The following is an 18420-nucleotide window of genomic DNA, read 5'->3' on the forward strand; positions in this document are numbered from 1 at the left end:
TCGGCTCGCCCGGACCGTTGGACAGGGCATGCCTTTGACTGGAGAGTACGAACCCGGCACGTGGGACTGGGCCACCAAGCAGACCGAGTTGTACGAGAGCTCGGGCGGCACGGAGGGCACGACTCTGAGGGGCAAGCCCGTCATCGTGCTGACGTCGATCGGCGCCAAGAGCGGGAAGCTCCGCAAGAACCCCCTGATGCGCGTCGAGCACGACGGGGAGTACGCGGTGGTGGCGTCGAAGGGCGGCGACCCCGCGAACCCGTCCTGGTACCACAACCTCATCGCCCACCCGCATGTGGAGTTGCAGGACGGGCCGGTGAAGAAGGACTACCGCGCGCGGGTCGTCACCGGCGAGGAGCGGCGGATCTGGTGGGAGCGGGCGGTCGCGGTGTGGCCGGACTACGACGACTACCAGAAGAAGACGGCCCGTGAGATCCCGCTCTTCGTCCTGACGCCTGTCGAGTCCTGACGCCCGTCGGGTCCTGACGCCCGTAAAGTCCTGACCCCTCGTCACCCGGCCGTTCGCTGTCCGCTCCGGCCCCCTGGGAGAGCCCCGGCGGCCGGAGCGCACGGCGTGCGGCTGACGCGCCGGGGTCGCGTCAGGACTCCTGTTGGCGTCGACGGGCCCGGTAGGCCCGCAGGTTCGCCGCGTTGCCGCATGTCCGCACGTCGTGCCAGACGCCGCTGTTGTTGCGGGAGCGGTCGTAGAACGCGACTCGGCAGAGCGGGTTGCGGCAGGTCTTGAGGCGGCGCGCGGTGTCCGTCTGCTGGCCTTCGTACACCGCCGCGAGGGCCAGTGCGACGAGGTGGGCCCCTCCGGTGCCCCGCGGCTCCAGGCGTACGACGCCGTCCTCACCGAGCCGTAGCGCGGCCTCTCCGGAGTACGCGCCGCCCGGCCCGAGGCCCCCGGCCGCCTCGCCCTGCTCTTGCCCCTGCCCCGCGACGAGCTTGCCCAGCGTCTCGCGGAACGACCGCAGCTCGCGCAGGCCCTCGGCGTCAAGGGTGACGCGCGGCGCTGGCTGCCCGGTGGCCGAAGTCCACTCGGCGACGACCTCCTTCGCCCACTCCTGCGCCGAGGCGCGCCCGTCGAGCAGGTCGGGGTGCGGGGGCGCGCCGGCGGCGACGGTGTTGAGCAGGTCCTGGACGAGTCCGAGGCCGCCGGGCGCGGCCTCCAGGCGGTACCGCGCGGTCGCGGGCCAGGTCATGGCGGATCACTCTCCGGGGTTCGAACGGGGCGCCCCACTCTTTCACGCGAGGCCGCGCGCCCCGCTCACACCAGGGCGTCGAGGAGCGAGGCGTCGTACGGCACCGCCTTGTCCAAGCGGCCGGTGAGCGCCTTGACGGGCCAGCCGGGGTCGGCGACCAACGCGCGTGCGACGGCGACGAGGTCGAACTCGTCGCGTTCCAGCCGGTCCAGGAGCGGGTCGATACCGGTGACGCCGGACCGCTGTGCGCGCCCCGGCGCCCCGGCGAACTGCCGGTCGAGACCGACGGAGCCCACGGTGATCGACGGCCTGCCGGTGAGCTTCTTCGCCCAGCCCGCGAGGTTCAGGTCACTGCCCGCGAACTCGGGGAGCCAGTAGCGCCGCGTGGAGGCGTGGAAGGCGTCCACACCGGCCGCCGCGAGCGGGGTGAGCAGCTGCTCCAGCTCGGCCGGGTTCTCGGCGACGCGGGCCTCATAGTGGTCGGTCTTCCACTGGGAGAGGCGGAAGACGACCGGGAAGCCGGGTGAGACCACCGCACGCACGGCGGCGACGATCTCGGCGGCGAACCGCGCGCGGGAGGCGTGGTCCCCGCCGTAGGCGTCACCGCGGGTGTTCGTGCCGTGCCACAGGAACGCGTCGATCAAGTAGCCGTGCGCGCCGTGCAGTTCGACGCCGTCGAAGCCGATGCGCTCGGCGGCGGCGGCCGCCTCGGCGAAGGCCTCGACCACCGCGTCGATGTCGTCGAGCGTCATGGCCCTGCCGTGCGGGCGCCCGTCGAGGTCGATCCCCGAGGGCCCTTCCGCGGGTACGCCGAGCGGCGGGACGGCGTCGGTGCGGAGCACGCCCGTATGCCACAGCTGGGGCATGATCCGGCCGCCCGCCCCGTGCACCCGTTCGACCACCCTCGCCCAGCCCGCCAGGGCCTTCTCCCCGTGGAAATGCGGCACGCGGTCGTACGCGGCCGCCGCGTCCCGCCCCACGTAGGTGCCCTCGGTGACGATCAGCCCGGCGCCTCCGGCCGCCCGCCGCGCGTAGTACGCGGCGACGTCCTCACCGGGCACTCCGCCCGGCGAGAAGCGTCTGGTCACGGCGGCCATCGCGATCCGGTTGCGCAGCGTCAAGTCACCCAGGGCGAAGGGCTGTCCCAGCAGGCGTGCGGCACGGGACCGCGAATCGAGGGCCGTGTCCGTAAGGACTGAAGGGGCCGAAGGGACTGAAGGGGCGTTAGGGGGCGAAGGCGTCGCGTCGGTCTTCTCCATCACAGGCTCCTCTGCCTTGCATACGTGATCGTCTCGCGCAGGTGATCGTCTTGCGTGCGAAATCAACGAAAGAAGCGTAACTCATTTACCTCTGTCGCCCTGGCTCCAGGACGTGACGTGCGCCGCAAACGGCGTCCGGGTGTTGTGGGGGTGCGGCCGGAACTGATCAGGTGCGCTCATGACGACCGGGTACTTCACGTCCGTCGACGAGGTCGCGGTCCGCCTGGCGGAGGCCGGATATCTGGCCTCGCCCGCGGTCGCCACCACCGTCTTCCTCGCCGACAGGCTCGGCAAGCCGCTGCTCGTGGAGGGCCCGGCCGGGGTGGGCAAGACGGAGCTGGCGAAGGCCGTCGCGCAGGTCGCGGGCGCCCGCCTGATCCGGCTCCAGTGCTACGAGGGCGTGGACGAGTCCCGCGCGCTCTACGAGTGGAACCACGCCAAGCAGTTGCTCCGCATCACCGCCGGGCGCGACGAGTCGTGGGACGAGACGCGCACGGACATCTTCAGCGAGGAGTTCCTGCTCTCGCGCCCGCTGCTCACGGCGATCCGCGGCACCGAGCCGAAGGTGCTGCTGATCGACGAGACCGACAAGGCGGACGTCGAGGTGGAGGGCCTGCTCCTCGAAGTCCTCAGCGACTTCCAGGTCACCGTTCCCGAGCTGGGCACGATCAGCGCGGAGCGGCGCCCGTTCGTGGTCCTCACCTCCAACGCGAGCCGGGAGCTGTCCGAGGCGCTGCGCCGCCGCTGTCTGTTCCTCCATATCGGCTTCCCCGAGGAGGAGTTGGAGCGCCGCATCGTCCGGATGAGGGTGCCGGGCCTGGACGAGGTGCTCGCCGATGCGGTGGTGCGGGTGGTGGGCGCGCTGCGCGCCATGGATCTGCGGAAGGTGCCGTCGGTCGCCGAGACCATCGACTGGGCGCGCACCCTGCTGGCGCTCGGTGTCGGCACCCTGGACGAGACGGTCGTACGCGACAGCCTCGGCGTCGTCCTGAAGCACCAGGACGACGTACTGAAGGCGGCAGCCAAGCTGGACCTGGACGCCGTGTGAGGGCGCTCCCCGACCCCGGGGCGCCCGCTGCCGAAGAGGCCGGTGCCGAAGGGGCCGCCGCCGCAGAAACCCGCGCCGTGGAGACCCGTGCCGAGGGGGTCACCGGCAGGCTCACCGGTCTCGTCAGGGCGCTGCGCTCGCACGGTCTGCGGATCGGCCCGGGCGAGACCGTCGACGCGGCGGCCGCCCTTGAAGCGCTCGGCCTCGCCGACCGCGAGCGGGTCAGGGAAGGGCTGGCCGCCGCGCTGCTCCACCAGGAGAGCCAGCGGGCGGTCTTCGATCCCGTCTTCGAGCTGTACTTCCCGTTGGGCAGAGGTGTCTCGGCACAGGAGGGCGGCGCCGAGCCCGACCGGGAGGCGCTGCGCGAGCGTCTGGTCGCCGCGCTCGCTGCGGACGACCAGGCGCTGCTCGGCCGGTTGGCGCGCGAGGCGGTGGACGGCTTCGGCGGGTACGGCTCGGCGCAGGGGTCAGACGGCTGGTCCTCCCACCAGACGCTGAGCCGCCTGCGGCCCGAGACGCTTCTCGCGCGTGTTCTCGCCGCTCTGCGCGCGGGGGCCACCGGCGCTCCCGAGGGGGCCGCCGCGTTCACGGACCGGCTTGAGCCCGACGAGATCCGGCGCCGCATCGAAGGGTTCCGCGAGCGCGTCCGGACCGAGGCGCGCCGCCGGGTCGCCGAGCGGCGCGGCACCGAGGAGATCGCCCGCCGGGCCGTGGCGACCAGCGCCGACCGGGTCGACTTCCTGCTCGCGGGCCGCGCGCAGCTCGACGAACTGCGCAGGGCCGTGTATCCGCTGGCCCGCAAACTCGCGACCCGGCTCGCCGCCCGGCGCAGACGGGCCGCACACGGCAGCATCGACCTGCGCCGCACCCTGCGCGGCTCCCTGTCGACCGGCGGTGTGCCGATGCGGCCGGTGCTGCGCCGCCGCCGTCCCGCACGGCCCGAACTGGTGCTGCTCTGCGATGTGTCCGGCTCGGTGGCGGGCTTCGCGAACTTCACGATGCTGCTGGTGCAGGCGCTGCACGACCAGTTCAGCAAGGTGCGCGTGTTCGCGTTCGTCAACCGTGCCGACGAGGTGACCGGGCTGCTCGCGCGCGGCTCCGCGGACCCGGCGGGCCTCGGCGCCCGCATCCTCGGCGAGGCAGCGGTGACCGGCTGGCACGGCAGCAGCGACTACGGCACCTCCCTCTGCGAGTTCGCCGAGCGCCACCTCGACGCGGTCGGCCCGCGCACCACGGTCTTCGTCCTCGGCGACGCCCGTACGAACATGAGCGACCCGAACCTCCCGGCGCTGCGGCAGATCGCCGGGCGGGCCCGCCGGGTGTACTGGCTCAACCCCGAGCAGCGCGCGCAGTGGTCGACCGGTGACTCGGCGGCGTACGCGTACGCGGAACTGGTCGAGATGCACGAGTGCCGCAACGCCCGGCAGCTCGGCGAGCTGATCGCGCGGCTGCTGCCGGTGTGAGACGCGGCACGGGGCGGCAACGGCCCGCGCGCGGCGGGCGACGCCCGGTCAGGACCGGTCAGGACCGGCAGCCAGGTCGTCAGGACCGGTCAGCCCCCGCCGCCACGTCGTCGGCGATGGACTTGTCCAGGGCGGCGCGCACCAGCGCCGCCGACAGGGCCGCGGGGTCCGTGTCCCCGGCGAGGCGCAGCAGTTCCTCCTCGTCCTCGGGCAGACCGAGCCGGCCCGCGCCTTGCAGCGCCTTGCCGCCCAGGCGGGGCCCGACCCGCGGCCACACCCGCTGCACCTCGCGCAGGAAGATGTCCGCGCCCGTCGGGCCGAGACCGGGCACGGTCTGGAGCAGGCGGCGCAGCGCGGCGTCGGTGTCGGCGGCGTCCCGCAGGCGGCGCAGATCGCCCCCGTACTCCCGCAGGACCAGCTCGGCGCCCTCGCCCAGCTGGGTGGAGGTGCTCTCGTCGTAGCGGCGGTACCCGCCGCGGCCCAGCGCGTCGACCCGCCGCTGCCACGACGCGTCGGCCATGCGCCGCGGGTCACGCAGGCCGGCGGCGAACAGCTCCTGGGCGGCACCGACGGCCGCGGCGGCGCGGATGCGGGCGCTCAGCAGTACGGACAGGACGAGGAGTTGGTACAGCGGCTGCGGGGTGTCCCGCAGCCGGATGCCCGCCTCCTCGGCGTAGGTGCGCCCGTGGGCGTCGAGCAGTGCCCGCACGACGGCCCGGTCGCGGTCGCGTCGGTCGGCCATGGTTCTCCTCCCGGTCGGATCGTCTCCCCCGCCATCATGGCCGACGTGTGCGTCTCCGGCCTGCGGGTACACAGCCGCTCTGACGTCGGAAAAGAGACTCGGAACAGAAACTCCGGGCAAGGAGAGGGAACATCTGTGGCTGCACACCAGAAGAACGTATTCGTGATCGGCCTGGACGAGGCCAATCTGCCCACACTGCGTGCCATCCCGCACGCGCGGGACTACCGGTTCCATCCGCTGCTCACGGTCGACGAGCTCCAGGGCGGCGAGGTCTCCGTACCGGATCTGCTGGCGAAGGCGCGGAAGGTGCTCGACGGGTTCGACGGCGACATCGACGCGATCGTGAGCTACTGGGACTTTCCGGGCAGCACGCTCGTGGCGATGCTCGGTGACCAGTACGGCACCCGCAGCACCAGTCTCGAGTCGATCGTCAAGTGCGAGCACAAGTACTGGAGCCGCCTGGAGCAGCAGAAGGTGGTCGACGAGCACCCCCGCTTCGGCCGGGTCGACCTGGAGGCCGAGTCCCCGCGGCCGCCCGAGGGCGTGCGCTTCCCGATGTGGCTCAAGCCCGCCCTGTCGTACTCCTCGAAGCTGGCGTACAGCGTGAAGGACCAGAAGGAGTTCGACGAGGCCGTGGCGAGGATCAAGGAGGGGATCGGCACGGTCGGCCGGCCCTTCGAGTACATCCTCGACCAGATAGAACTGCCCGAGGAGATGGCGGGGATCGGCGCCCAGGTCTGTCTCGCCGAGGAGGCGCTCTCGGGCATCCAGGTCGCGGTCGAGGGATACGTCCACCGGGGCGAGGTCACCGTCTACGGCGTCCTGGACTCCATCAACTACCCCGACTCCTCGTGCTTCCTGCGCCACCAGTACCCCTCCACCCTGCCGGAGCCGGTGGTGCGGAGGCTGCACGACGTCTCCGTGCGCGTGATGCGGCAGATAGGCATGGACGACGCGACCTTCAGCATCGAGTACTTCTACGACCCCGGCACCGACGAGCTGAACCTGCTGGAGATCAACCCCCGGCACTCGCAGTCGCACGCGGAGCTGTTCGAGTACGTCGACGGCGTGCCGAACCACCACTGCATGGTCAGCCTCGCCTTCGACGAGGACCCGGCGATGCCCCACCGCGAGGGCCCCTGCGCGACCTCCGCCAAGTGGTACTACCGGTGGTTCGCCGACGGCGTCGTGCACAACGTGCCCACGCGCGAGGACATCGACCGCATCGAGCGCGAGATCGGGAACGTGCGGATCGAGGTCAACGTCGAAGAGGGGCAGCGGCTCTCCGACTCCGGCCACCAGGACAGCTACAGCTTCGAGCTGGCCCACATCTACACCGGGGGCGACAGCGAGGAGGAGCTGCGGCGCAAGTACGACCGGTGTGTGGCCGCGCTCGGGCTCACCTTCGACGACACGGAGCCCGGCGGCCGCGACCAGACCAACGACTAGCACGACCGGACAGAACCCCACAGAACCCCAGGACTCCGCCTGCCCCGGCGGAGGAAGCAACCGAGAGGATGGCACGGCCCCATGCGTTACGTGGGCAATCTCCCGTACGCGACCAAAGAGGAAGAACACGTCGTCGTCCCGATGTCCGACGGCACCCGCCTTTCGGCGCGGATCTGGCGCCCGACGTCCTCGGACGACACGCCGGTACCGGCCGTCCTGGAGTACATCCCGTACCGCAAGCGCGATCTGAGTTCCGTGCGCGACTCGATCCACCACCCCTACATCGCGGGCCACGGCTACGCGTGCGTCCGCGTGGACGTGCGCGGCACGGGCGAGTCCGAGGGCGTCCTGCGGGACGAGTACCTGGAAGTGGAGCAGACCGACGCCGAGGAAGTGCTGGCCTGGCTGGCCGAGCAGCCCTGGTGCGACGGGTCGACCGGCATGATGGGCATCTCCTGGGGCGCGTTCGCCGCCCTCCAGGTCGCCGCGCGCCGGCCGCCGAGCCTGAAGGCCATCGTCATCTCGTCGTTCACGGACGACCGGTACGCCGACGACATGCACTACATGGGCGGCGCGATGCTGTCCGACAACCTCGCCGAGGCGGGCACCATGTTCGCCTACGCCACCTGCCCGCCCGACCCGGCCGTGGTCGGCGACCGCTGGCGCGAGATGTGGCACGAGCGCATGGACCAGGCACGCCCCTGGGTCCTGGAATGGCTGCGCCACCAGCGCCGCGACGACTACTGGAAGCACGCCTCGGTCTGCGAGAACTACCAGGACGTACGCTGCCCCGTCCTCGCCTCCAGCGGGTGGGCGGACGGCTACTCCAACGCCGTGACGCGGCTGCTCGGCCATCTGGACGTGCCGCGCAAGGGGTTGATCGGCCCCTGGTCGCACAAGTATCCGCATCTGGGTGAGCCCGGCCCCGCCATCGGCTATCTCCAGGAAGTGGTGCGCTGGTGGGACCACTGGCTCAAGGGCGAGGACAACGGCGTCATGGACGGCCCGATGCTGCGGGCCTGGATGCAGGAGAGCGTGCCGCCCTCGACCTCCTACGAGGAGCGTCCTGGCCGCTGGGTCGGCGAGCCCGAGTGGCCCTCGCCGCACATCCAGGAGGTCGCGCATCCCCTGCTGCGTCACCGCATCGCCTGGCAGGGCGAGCCGGTGGCGGAGCAGGAGGACGCCGGTGAGGCCATGACCGTGCAGTCCCCGCTGTCGGTCGGCCAGTTCGCCGGGAAGTGGGCCTCCTACAACGCGCCGCCCGACCTGCCCTACGACCAGCGCGAGGAGGACGGCGGCTCGCTGGTCTTCGACTCCCCCGAGCTGACCGAGCCGGTGGAGATCCTCGGCTCGCCCCGCGTCGACCTGGACCTCTCGGTCAGCGAACCGGTCGCCACAGTCGCCGCCCGCATCTCGGACGTCGCCCCCGACGGGCGGGCCACCCGGGTGACGTACGGCGTGCTCAACCTGACCCACAGGGACGGCACGGGCGAGCCGCAGCCGCTGGAACCGGGCCGCCGCTACCGAGCGACCCTCCAGCTCAACGGCGTGGCCCAGTCCTTCCCGCCCGGACACCGCATCCGGCTCTCGCTGTCCACGTCGTACTGGCCGCTGGCCTGGCCCCCGCCCCGGCCCGTCCTGCTCAGCGTGTACGAGGGCTCCAGCGCGCTGCGGCTTCCGGTGCGGCCGGTCGCCGAGCCGGACAACGCGCCGCAGCGCCCCTTCGAGGAGCCCGAGGGCACCGAGCCGCTGGCCACCACCCGGCTCTCGCCGCCGGACCAGCGCTGGGAGGTCAGGCGTGACCTGGTCGGCTACAACTCCGCGCTGGAGATCGTCAAGGACCGGGGCACCGTCCGGTACGAGGAGATCGGGCTCGACGCCGGCTGCCGCGCCTTCGAGCGGTACACGTCCACCGGTGACGACTTCACGTCGGTGGCCGGTGAGTCGGAGTGGACGATGCGGTTCGCGCGGGACGACTGGGACGTGAGCGTACGGACCCGCACGGTGCTGCGGTGCGACGAGGAGAACTTCTTCGTCGACGCGACCCTCGACGGTTACGAGGGTGAGCGCCGCGTCTTCTCCCGTACGTGGAACGAGACGCTGCCCCGCGACTGGCTCTGACCGGACCGGCGACCCCCCGCCCCACAAGCGCGCAATGCCCCTTTTGCGTAGCCTGTGGGCAAGATCCCCCGCCGGGTTAGCCCGGCGGGGGCGGGGGAACCCGCACCCCCCACGAGCACCCAGAGACCAGGAGTCCCCATGGCCGTCGCACCCCGCACCGGACCGCTGCCGGGCCGGCCCGAGTCCTACTGGATGGACAGCACCGGACCCACGTCCTACCCGCCGCCGGCCGGGGACAGCGAGGTGGACGTCGTCGTGGTCGGCGGCGGTATCGCGGGGCTCGCCACCGCGTGGGAGGTGGCCCGCGACGGGCGCACGGTCGCCGTCCTCGAAGCGGACCGCATCGCCGCCGGGGTCACCGGCTACACCACCGCTAAGCTGACCTCGCTGCACACCCTCGTCTACGAGGAGCTGCGCCGCACCCGGGGGCCCGAGGCCGCCCACCTGTACGCCAGGTCCCAGCAGGAGGCGGTGGAGCACGTGGCCGCGGTCAGCACGGAGCTGGGCATCGACTGCCAACTGGAGCGTGCCCCGGCCTACACCTACACCGTCCGGCCGGAGGAGACCGACAAACTGCGGGCCGAGGCGGAGGCGGCCCGTGAGGCCGGTCTGCCCGCCGAGTACACCGAGATCACCGGGCTGCCCTTCGATGTGGCGGGCGCGGTGCGCGTCGACGACCAGGCGCAGTTCCACCCCCGCGCCTACCTGCTGGCGCTCGCCGAGGACCTGTGCGCGCGAGGGGGCGTCATCCACGAGCGCACCCGGGTGACCGGTCTGCGCGAGGGCTCCCCGTGCAAGGTGACCACCGAGTCCGGGCACACGGTCACCGCGAAGTCGGTCGTCGTCGCCACCCATTACCCCGTCTTCGACCGGGCCCTGCTCTTCGCCCGGCTCTCGGCCCAGCGCGAACTCGTCGTCGCCGCGCCGCTCGCCCCCGGCCAGGACCCCGGCGGCATGTACATCACGCAGGACGAGGGCAAGCGGTCGGTGCGCACCGCGCCGTACGGCGACGACGGCGGGCGGCTCCTCATCGTCACGGGTGAGGGCTTCACCCCGGGCACGGGCGACGCCGCCGCCGGGTTCCGCGCGCTGGACACCTGGATGCGGGAGCGCTTCGACGTCGCGGAGACGGCCTACCGGTGGGCGGCGCAGGACAACTCCGTGACCGATGGCGTGCCGATGGTCGGCCCCTTCCATCCCGGCGCCCGGAACACCTATGTGGCCACGGGGTTCGGCGGCTGGGGCATGAGCGGCGGCATCATGGCGGGCAGGCTGCTGGCCCGGCTGATCCGCGGGGAGAAGTCCCCCTGGGCCGACCTGTACGACCCGCGCCGGCTGCTCAGCACCCTGCGCGAGGCGCCCGCGCTGCTGAGCCAGCAGGCCGAGGTCGCCAAGCACTTCGTCGGGGACCGGCTGCGCACCTCGCACGTCGACTCGGTGGACGAGATCCCGCCGGGCTCGGGCGCGGTGGTGCGGGTCGAGGGGCGCCGCTGCGCGGTCCACCGCGACGAGAGCGGCGCACTGCACGCCGTCTCCGCCCGCTGTACGCATCTGGGGTGCCTGGTCGCCTTCAACGAGGCGGAGACCACGTGGGAGTGCCCGTGCCACGGCTCCCGCTTCGGCACCGACGGGGAGGTCCTCCAGGGACCGGCCACCCGTCCGCTGGAGCCCCGGGAGCTGCCGGACTCCTGAACGGGCCGGGGCCCGCCCCCGGCGATGTGGCGCCGTGACGGCGCCGCTTTCCCGTACCGCCCTCGCGGCGCCACTCCTCACGTACCGCGCCACGTTCGGCCACAACGGCCAACTTCCGCCCTTCTGCTCCCCCGCCCTCTCTCGTAACGTCAGCACGGCTTGTTATGGCCATGACGAAGAAGAGGGTGCCCATGCGCAGACGCCTGCTTCATCTGGTCCTCGCCCCGCTCGCGGGCGTCGTCCTCCTGGCAACCGCACCGGCGAGCGCGGCGCCGCCGGGGCCGGATGATGTCTACCGCCCCGTCCGCGGGCCCGCCGCACCGGCCGAGTACCGCTATCTGCAGAAGACCGTGCCGGGTGAGTCGATCCCCCGGCACGCCCACGAGAACGCCGCCGCGCAGGCGCGTGGACTGCCCACCACCGGCGGCCGGTGGAAGGCGCTCGGCCCCACCAACATCGGCGGCCGGATCGTGTCGCTCGCCCTCGACCCGAAGCGGGCCGACACCCTGTACGCGGCGGCGGCGAGCGGCGGGATCTGGCGCAGCACGGACGCGGGCCAGACGTTCAAGTCCGCCTGGCCGGACAGCTGGACGCAGGCGATGGGCGCGGTCGCCACCGGGCCCGACGGCGCCCTGTACGCGGGCACCGGCGAGCCCAACCCCGGCGGCGGCAGCATCACGTACGAAGGGACCGGCCTCTACCGCAGCGCCGACGGCGGGCGCCACTGGCGGCGGATCGGCCTGCGTGACTCCGGTGCCATCAGCGCCATCACGGTGGACCCCCGCAACCCGCGCCGCATCTACGTGGCCGCCGCGGGCTCGCTCTACAACGGCGGCGGCGACCGCGGCGTCTACCGCTCGGAGAACGGCGGCAAGACCTGGCGGCGGATCCTTTCCGGCGCCAACGAGTTCACCGGAGCCACCGAGATCATCGTCCGGGGCAAGCGGCTCTACGCCGTGCTGTGGGACCACCGCCGCACGCCCGAACTGCGCACCTACGGAGGCGTGGGCTCCGGGATCTTCCGCAGCGACGACGACGGCAGGTCCTGGCGGCGGCTCGGCGGCGGGCTCCCCGAGCGGGGCCCGGACGTGGGGCGGATCGGTCTCGCGGTCGCGGGCGAGAAGGCGTACGCGATCGTCAACAAGACCGGCGGGCCCTTCGAGGGCTTCTACGCGTCCACCGACGGCGGCGACAGCTGGCGGCGCACCCCGGCCGACCAGAAGCTGACCGCGTCGCAGTCGACGTTCGGCTGGTGGTTCGGCAAGGTGTGGACCGACCCGAAGGACGCCGACCATGTGCAGGTCGCGGGCGTGCCGCTGATGACGACGAAGGACGGCGGCGCCACCTGGAGCGCCGACGACACCAGCATCCACGTCGACCAGCACGCGATGGTCTGGGACCCGCGCAGGCCGGGCCGCGTCTATCTCGGCAACGACGGCGGCGTCTACCGCTCCGACGCGAACGGCGACGGCGGCTGGGTCAAGGCCCGGCACGAGCCGTACACCCAGCTCTACAGCGCGGCCATCAGCCCGCAGGACACCGGCCGGATATCCGGCGGCTCGCAGGACAACGGCTCGCTGCGCTCCTGGGGCGGGGACCGCTTCAACGAATACCTCGGCGGGGACGGCGAGGAGAACCTGATCAACCCCACCGACGTGAACAACGTCTTCGCCTGCTACCAGTACGGCAACTGCTTCCGCTCCACCGACGGCGGCGACACCCTGACGTACTTCGCGGACAAGACGACGTACAAGCGGCGCAACTGGTTCACGCCCGTCGTCTTCGACCCCAGGAACCCGAAGATCCTCTACTACGGCTCCGAGGTCCTCAACCGCTCCACGGACGGCGGCGCGACCTGGCAGCCCATCAGCCCCGACCTGTCCGGCGGCCCAGGTCCCGACCCGAACTACGCCAACTACGGCACGATCACCTCGATCGCGCCCGCGGGCGACGGCCGCACGGTCTACGCGGGCACCGACGACGGCCGGGTCTGGGTGACCAAGGACCTGGGCGCGCACTGGACGAAGCTGGCCGAGGGCCGCGCCTGGGTGACCCGCGTGGTGGTCGACCCGCGCGACCCCGACCGCGTGTACACCACCCACTCCGCCTACCGCTCCGGGTCCAACAAGGCGCATGTGTACGGCAGTTCGGACGGCGGCAGGCACTGGAGGGACCTGTCGGGCAATCTGCCGGACGCGCCCGTGAACGACCTCGTCCTCGGGCACGGCGGGCGCCTGCACATCGGCACCGACCAGGGCGTGTTCACGTCCCGGTCCGGCAAGCCGTCGTGGTCGCGGCTCGGGCGGGGCATGCCCGCGGTCCCCGTCGACGACATCGAGTACGACGCGGGACACCACCGCCTGGTGGCGGCCACGTTCGGCAGGGGCTTCTACGAACTGGCCACCCGCTGAAGACGGCTTCCAGACGGGAGAAGGCTCCCGGGCGCCTCATGATGAATCGGCGTCCGTGAGCCGGTGAGCGGCAGACCCGTACCGCCCTGTCCGGCCGCGACGATCTCCGCCGCGATGGACAGGGCGGTCTGCTCGGGCGTACGGGCGCCGAGGTCGAGGCCGATCGGCGAGTGCAGCCGGGCCAGTTCGTCCTCGGTGACGCCGACCTCGCGGAGCCTGCGGTTGCGGTCCTCGTGAGTGCGGCGCGAGCCCATCGCGCCGACGAACGCGACGGGCAGCCGCAGCGCCGCCGAGAGCAGCGGCACGTCGAACTTGGCGTCGTGGGTGAGCACGCACAGGACCGTGCGCTCGTCCGTCGCGGTGCGCTCCAGATAGCGGTGGGGCCACTCGACCACGATGTCGTCCGCCTCGGGGAACCGGACCGGGGTGGCGAAGACGGGGCGGGCGTCGCAGACCGTGACGTGGTAGCCGAGGAACTTCCCGGCGCGGACCAGGGCCGCCGCGAAGTCGACCGCCCCGAACACGATCATGCGGGGCGGGGGCACGCTCGACTCGACGAGGAACGTCAGGGCGCTCCCGCAGCGCGACCCGCTCTCCGAGACGACGAACTCGCCGGTGCGGCCGGCCGCCAGGAGGGCGCGGCTCTCCCCCGCCGCCGTGCGGTCCAGGTCCGGGTGCCCGCCGAGGCTCCCCTCGCGGGTGCCGTCGGCGCGCACCACGATCGCCCTGCCGAGCAGGTCGGCGGGGCCCGCGGTGATCCGGGCCAGCGCGGCCGCCTCGCCGCGGGCGGCGGCCGACAGGGCGGCGGCGAACACCGCCCTGTCCGGCGCGTCCGCGGCCACCGGGGTGACCAGCACCTCGATGACACCACCGCAGGTCAGACCCACGGCGAAGGCGTCCTCGTCGCTGTACCCGAACCGCTCGACCGCGACCCCGCCCTCCTGGAGGGCCTGGACGCACAGGTCGTACACCGCCCCTTCCACGCAGCCGCCGGAGACCGAGCCGATGGCCGTGCCCTCGCCGTCGACCGCGAGGGCCGCGCCGGGACCGCGCGGTGCGCTGCCGCCGACGTGCACGACGGTGGCGACCGCGAAGTCCCGGCCCTCCTGGACCCATCGGTTCAGGTCGTCGGCGATGTCAAGCACCGCTGCCGCCCGCCTCGGTCGCACGGTCCTCGATCACCCGGTCGGGGCGAATCGGCAGGTTCCGGTGGCGGACGCCCGTCGCGTGCCAGACCGCGTTGGCGATCGCCGCGGCGGCGCCCACGATGCCGATCTCGCCGATGCCCTTGATCCCGACCGGGTCGTCGGGGTCGGGGTCGTCGACCCAGTCCGCCTCGATGTGCGGCACGTCGGCGTGCGCGGCGACGTGGTAGCCCGCGAGGTCGGGGCCGACCGGCGCGCCCGTGGCCTGGTCCCTGACCGCCTCCTCGTGCAGCGCCATGGAGAGGCCCCAGATCATGCCGCCGGTCAGCTGGCTGCGCGCGGTCAGCGGGTTGATGATCCGGCCCGCGGCGAAGATGCCGAGCATGCGGCGTACGCGCACCTCGCCGGAGGCGACGTCCACGGCGACCTCGGCGAACTGCGCGCCGTAGGAGTGACGTTCCTTCTGCGCGAGTGTGCCGAGCAGGGCGCCGGTGTCGGCCTTCGCGGTGATGCCCTCGGCGGGGATGTCACCGCCGGGGACGAGCTTGTCCCGCAGTTCGCGCGCGGCCGCCGTGACCGCCCAGCCCCAGGAGCGGGTGCCCATCGAACCGCCCGCGATCATCGCGAAGCCGAAGTCGCTGTCGGCGACGCGGACCCGGATCCGCTCGGGCGCCACCTCCAGGGCGTCGGCGGCGATCAGCGTGAGCGCGGTCCGCGCGCCGGTGCCGACGTCCGCGGCGGCGATGCGGACGGTGAACGTCCCGTCGGCCTCGGCCGTCACGCCCGCCGTCGCCGGGCCGACGAGCACCGGGAAGGTCGCGGCGGCCATGCCGGTGCCGATCAGCCAGCGCCCCTCTCGGCGCACGCGGGGGCGCGGATCGCGCTCCGCCCAGCCGAACCTGCGCGCGCCCTCCTCGAAGCAGCCCGAGAGGTTGCGGCTGCTGAAGGGCAGCCCGGAGACGGGTCCGACCTCCGGTTCGTTGCGCAGGCGCAGCGCTATGGGGTCCACGCCGCACTTCTCGGCCAGTTCGTCGAGCGCGCACTCCAGAGCGAAGGAGCCCGGGGCCTCGCCGGGGGCCCGCATCCACGTGGGCGTCGGCACGTCGAGGCGTACGACGCGGGTGTGGGTGTGGTGCGCGTCGGCGTCGTACATCGGACGCCCGAACCCGGCGCTCGGCTCGATGAATTCATGGATGGTCGAGCTGAGGCTCAGCCCTTGGTGGTCGAGGGCGCGCAGCCGGCCGTCGGGCTCCGCGCCGAGCCGGACGCGCTGCGTGGTGGGGCTGCGGTAGCCGACGAGGGAGAACATCTGGCGGCGCGTCAGCACGACCCGCACGGGCCGGTCGAGGACGGTCGCCGCCATCGCGGCGAGGACCTGGTGGACCCGCAGGCCCTTGGAGCCGAAGGCCCCGCCGACGTGCTCGGAGCGGACCCGCACCGAGCCGGGGTCGAGGGAGAACACCTTCGACAGCTCGTCCGCGACCCAGCTGCTGCCCTGGTTGGAGTCGACGACGTCGAGCCGGCCGCCGTCCCAGCGCGCGGTCGCCGCGTGCGGCTCCATCGGGCTGTGGTGCTCCTCGGGCGTGGTGTACTCGGCGTCCACGACGTGGGTGCTGGCGGCGAGTTGGGCCTCCAGGTCGCCCTTCTGCGTGCGCATGCCGTCGGCCTCGGGGGTGTAGCTGCCGGGGTGCGCGGCGGAGAACGCGATGTCGTGCGGCTCCTGGTCGTAGTGGACCACCAGGGACTCGGCGGCCTCCCTGGCCTGCTCGGACGTCTCGGCGACGACGAGCGCCACGGGCCAGCCCGCGAACGGCACCCGGTCGTGCTGGAAGACCCCGACGACCGGGTCGGGCGAGCCGAGGAGCCCCTGGTAGTCGACGTCGACTCGGGGCGCGTTCCCGTGGTGCAGGACGGTCAGGACGCCGGGCATCGCGAGGACCGGTTCGGCCTCGACGGAGGTGACGCGGCCGCGGGCGATGGTGGACAGCACCAGCCAGCCGTGGGCGAGGTCGGCGAAGGGTATCTCGCCCGCGTAGCGCGCCGCGCCGGTGACCTTGTCGCGGCCTTCGACGCGGGTGTGCGCGGCGCCGACGGCGCCGGTCACCTTGGTGGGTCCGGTCGTCGTGGTCATCGGGCGGCCTCCTCGGTGAGTTCGGTCAGCAGGGCCACGACGAGGTTGCGCGTGAGCGTCACCTTGTACGCGTTGTCGGCCAGCGGCTCGGCCGCGGCCAGTTCGGCGTCCGCGGCGGCGGCGAACGCCTCGGCGGTCGCCGGGCCGCCGGTCAGGACCCGCTCGGCCTCCCGCGCCCGCCACGGCCGGGACGCGACCGCCCCGAAGGCGACGCGCACTTCGCGTACGACACCGTCCCGGACGTCGAGCGCCCCGGCGATGGAGCCGATGGCGAACGCGTACGAGGCGCGCTCGCGCACCTTGCGGTAGCGGGAGCGGGCGGCCACCGGGGCGGGCGGCAGCGTGACGCCGGTGATGAGCGCGCCGGGCGGCAGCGCGGTCTCCAGGTGCGGGGTCTCCCCCACCGGCAGATAGAACTCGGCGAGCGGCGACTGGCCCGGCCCGTCGACCGTTTCGTACGTGACGACGGCGTCGAAGGCGGTGAGCGCCACGCCCATGTCGGAGGGGTGGATGGCCACGCAGTGCGCGGTGGCGCCGAGGATCGCGTGGTTGTGGTGCTCACCCTCCACGGCGGAGCAACCGCTGCCGGGGGTGCGCTTGTTGCAGGGCTTGCTCAGGTCGGTGAAGTAGCCGCAGCGGGTGCGCTGGAGCAGGTTCCCGCCGACGGTCGCCATGTTGCGCAGCTGACCGGAGGCGCCCGCGAGGACGGCCTCGGCCAACGCGGGGTAGCGGCGCCGCACTTCGGGGTGGGCCGCGAGGTCGCTGTTGGTGACGGTCGCCCCGACGCGCAGCCCGCCGTCGTCGGTGGACTCGATGCCGTCCAAGGGCAGTTCGCGTACGTCGACGAGGAGGGCGGGGCGCTCCACGCCGGTCTTCATCAGGTCGACGAGGTTGGTGCCGCCGCCGAGGTAGCGGGCGTCGGGGTCGGCGCCGAGCAGGGCGACCGCCCCGGGCACGTCGTGCGCCCGCTGGTATCCGAAGTCCCTCATGCGCTCTCCTCCTCGGCGCGGGCCGCCTCCGCGACGGCCTGCACGATCGATACGTACGCGCCGCAGCGGCACAGGTTGCCGCTCATCCGCTCGCGGATCTCCTCGGCGGTGAGTTCGGGGACGCCCGCTTCGGGCCGCACGTCGGTGGTGGCGGCGCTCGGCCAGCCCGCCGCGTGCTCCTGGATCACGCCGAGGGCCGAACAGATCTGGCCGGGGGTGCAGTAGCCGCACTGGAGACCGTCGAGGTCGAGGAAGGCCTGCTGCACGGGGTGCAGCCGGTCACCGTCGGCGACGCCCTCGATGGTGGTGATCTCGCGCCCCTCGGCGGCGACCGCGAGCTGCAGGCAGGAGACGGCGCGGCGGCCGTCCATCAGCACCGTGCAGGCGCCGCACTGGCCCTGGTCGCACCCCTTCTTGGTGCCGGTGAGGTCGAGCCGCTCGCGCAGCGCGTCGAGCAGGGTGGTGCGGTGGTCGACGGTCAGTGTGTGCTTCTCGCCGTTGATGTTGAGGGTGAGGGCACTGGACGTCGATGGGGCCATGAGCAGCCTTCTTTCGCAAAATCGCGTCGAACGAGGCGGTCCCGCCAAGAGATTCGGGAGAGGTTGCGCTGTACAGAGAAGCCGGAGAAGGAGAAGGGTGCCCGGGGCGGGCGGAGTGCCCGCGTGGCCGTGTCCGGCGCTATGGTGACCCTAAGTGGACAGCTGTCCATGAGCCTTCGAACTTAGCGGACACCTGTCCGCTTAGCAAGGCCGAATCGGGCCGTGA

The 18420-nt window shown here is 72.7% G+C and carries 14 protein-coding genes; 7 read left to right on the forward strand and 7 right to left on the reverse strand.

The window, feature by feature from the left end:
• The first annotated feature begins 28 nt into the window (after positions 1 to 28).
• The gene (locus DMA15_RS01790) at positions 29 to 469 is read left to right on the forward strand and encodes a nitroreductase family deazaflavin-dependent oxidoreductase (RefSeq protein ID WP_125510899.1); all 441 of its coding nucleotides are present in this window, start codon (positions 29 to 31) and stop codon (positions 467 to 469) included.
• Positions 470 to 599: 130 nt separating this feature from the next.
• Here the strand turns inward: DMA15_RS01790 and DMA15_RS01795 are convergent, their stop codons facing one another.
• A complete protein-coding gene (locus tag DMA15_RS01795) occupies positions 600 to 1205 on the reverse strand; it encodes a CGNR zinc finger domain-containing protein (protein WP_125510900.1) in 606 nt (201 codons plus the stop codon).
• A 65-nt stretch (positions 1206 to 1270) separates the two neighbouring features.
• Positions 1271 to 2464, reverse strand: a complete 1194-nt coding sequence (locus DMA15_RS01800) for a 12-oxophytodienoate reductase (protein WP_125510901.1) — start codon at positions 2462 to 2464, stop codon at positions 1271 to 1273.
• Between the two features lie 178 nt (positions 2465 to 2642).
• Between DMA15_RS01800 and DMA15_RS01805 the strand changes: the two genes are divergently transcribed.
• Together DMA15_RS01805 and DMA15_RS01810 are read left to right on the forward strand one after the other, a co-directional pair.
• Positions 2643 to 3512 (forward strand): MoxR family ATPase, encoded by an 870-nt coding sequence (locus DMA15_RS01805; protein ID WP_125510902.1) that lies wholly within the window; start codon positions 2643 to 2645, stop codon positions 3510 to 3512.
• Between the two features lie 77 nt (positions 3513 to 3589).
• The gene (locus DMA15_RS01810) at positions 3590 to 4975 is read left to right on the forward strand and encodes a VWA domain-containing protein (RefSeq protein ID WP_125517191.1); all 1386 of its coding nucleotides are present in this window, start codon (positions 3590 to 3592) and stop codon (positions 4973 to 4975) included.
• Positions 4976 to 5054: 79 nt separating this feature from the next.
• Here the strand turns inward: DMA15_RS01810 and DMA15_RS01815 are convergent, their stop codons facing one another.
• Positions 5055 to 5717, reverse strand: a complete 663-nt coding sequence (locus tag DMA15_RS01815) for an endonuclease (RefSeq protein ID WP_125510903.1) — start codon at positions 5715 to 5717, stop codon at positions 5055 to 5057.
• Positions 5718 to 5852: 135 nt separating this feature from the next.
• Between DMA15_RS01815 and DMA15_RS01820 the strand changes: the two genes are divergently transcribed.
• The 4 genes from DMA15_RS01820 to DMA15_RS01835 all read left to right on the forward strand — a co-directional run bounded on the left by DMA15_RS01820 (position 5853) and on the right by DMA15_RS01835 (position 13390).
• The gene (locus DMA15_RS01820; protein ID WP_240659649.1) at positions 5853 to 7166 is read left to right on the forward strand and encodes an ATP-grasp domain-containing protein; all 1314 of its coding nucleotides are present in this window, start codon (positions 5853 to 5855) and stop codon (positions 7164 to 7166) included.
• A gap of 81 nt (positions 7167 to 7247) precedes the next feature.
• A complete protein-coding gene (locus DMA15_RS01825) occupies positions 7248 to 9287 on the forward strand; it encodes a CocE/NonD family hydrolase (protein ID WP_125510905.1) in 2040 nt (679 codons plus the stop codon).
• 138 nt (positions 9288 to 9425) lie between these two features.
• Positions 9426 to 10979 (forward strand): FAD-dependent oxidoreductase, encoded by a 1554-nt coding sequence (locus tag DMA15_RS01830; protein ID WP_125510906.1) that lies wholly within the window; start codon positions 9426 to 9428, stop codon positions 10977 to 10979.
• 191 nt (positions 10980 to 11170) lie between these two features.
• Complete coding sequence (locus DMA15_RS01835; protein ID WP_125510907.1) at positions 11171 to 13390, forward strand: sialidase family protein; 2220 nt, start codon at positions 11171 to 11173, stop codon at positions 13388 to 13390.
• Here DMA15_RS01835 and DMA15_RS01840 read toward each other — a convergent pair.
• The 4 genes from DMA15_RS01840 to DMA15_RS01855 are packed head-to-tail and all read right to left on the reverse strand — an operon-like array spanning position 13369 to position 18194.
• Complete coding sequence (locus DMA15_RS01840) at positions 13369 to 14535, reverse strand: XdhC/CoxI family protein (RefSeq protein ID WP_125510908.1); 1167 nt, start codon at positions 14533 to 14535, stop codon at positions 13369 to 13371. The two genes, DMA15_RS01835 and DMA15_RS01840, sit on opposite strands and share 22 nt — an antisense overlap.
• Positions 14528 to 16666: a xanthine dehydrogenase family protein molybdopterin-binding subunit gene (locus DMA15_RS01845; RefSeq protein ID WP_125510909.1), complete on the reverse strand. Its 2139-nt coding sequence runs from the start codon at positions 16664 to 16666 to the stop codon at positions 14528 to 14530. Before DMA15_RS01845 ends, DMA15_RS01840 begins: the two co-directional genes overlap by 8 nt.
• Positions 16663 to 17655 carry a xanthine dehydrogenase family protein subunit M gene (locus tag DMA15_RS01850; protein ID WP_125510910.1) on the reverse strand — a complete coding sequence of 331 codons (993 nt, stop codon included), beginning with the start codon at positions 17653 to 17655 and terminating at the stop codon, positions 16663 to 16665. The genes DMA15_RS01845 and DMA15_RS01850 overlap by 4 nt, the downstream gene beginning before the upstream one ends.
• Positions 17652 to 18194: a 2Fe-2S iron-sulfur cluster-binding protein gene (locus DMA15_RS01855; protein ID WP_125510911.1), complete on the reverse strand. Its 543-nt coding sequence runs from the start codon at positions 18192 to 18194 to the stop codon at positions 17652 to 17654. Before DMA15_RS01855 ends, DMA15_RS01850 begins: the two co-directional genes overlap by 4 nt.
• Positions 18195 to 18420: the final 226 nt, after the last annotated feature.

This window comes from Streptomyces sp. WAC 01529 (genome assembly GCF_003945545.1).
Lineage (GTDB): Bacteria > Actinomycetota > Actinomycetes > Streptomycetales > Streptomycetaceae > Streptomyces > Streptomyces anatolicus.

What these genes read in the sequence shown, in the direction of transcription:
- DMA15_RS01790 (WP_125510899.1), top strand. Translation starts at nt 29, where the DNA reads ATGCCTTTGACTGGAGAGTACGAACCCGGCACGTGGGACTGGGCCACC.
- DMA15_RS01795 (WP_125510900.1), bottom strand. Translation starts at nt 1,205, where the DNA reads ATGACCTGGCCCGCGACCGCGCGGTACCGCCTGGAGGCCGCGCCCGGC.
- DMA15_RS01800 (WP_125510901.1), bottom strand. Translation starts at nt 2,464, where the DNA reads ATGGAGAAGACCGACGCGACGCCTTCGCCCCCTAACGCCCCTTCAGTC.
- DMA15_RS01805 (WP_125510902.1), top strand. Translation starts at nt 2,643, where the DNA reads ATGACGACCGGGTACTTCACGTCCGTCGACGAGGTCGCGGTCCGCCTG.
- DMA15_RS01815 (WP_125510903.1), bottom strand. Translation starts at nt 5,717, where the DNA reads ATGGCCGACCGACGCGACCGCGACCGGGCCGTCGTGCGGGCACTGCTC.
- DMA15_RS01825 (WP_125510905.1), top strand. Translation starts at nt 7,248, where the DNA reads ATGCGTTACGTGGGCAATCTCCCGTACGCGACCAAAGAGGAAGAACAC.
- DMA15_RS01830 (WP_125510906.1), top strand. Translation starts at nt 9,426, where the DNA reads ATGGCCGTCGCACCCCGCACCGGACCGCTGCCGGGCCGGCCCGAGTCC.
- DMA15_RS01835 (WP_125510907.1), top strand. Translation starts at nt 11,171, where the DNA reads ATGCGCAGACGCCTGCTTCATCTGGTCCTCGCCCCGCTCGCGGGCGTC.
- DMA15_RS01845 (WP_125510909.1), bottom strand. Translation starts at nt 16,666, where the DNA reads ATGACCACGACGACCGGACCCACCAAGGTGACCGGCGCCGTCGGCGCC.
- DMA15_RS01850 (WP_125510910.1), bottom strand. Translation starts at nt 17,655, where the DNA reads ATGAGGGACTTCGGATACCAGCGGGCGCACGACGTGCCCGGGGCGGTC.
- DMA15_RS01855 (WP_125510911.1), bottom strand. Translation starts at nt 18,194, where the DNA reads ATGGCCCCATCGACGTCCAGTGCCCTCACCCTCAACATCAACGGCGAG.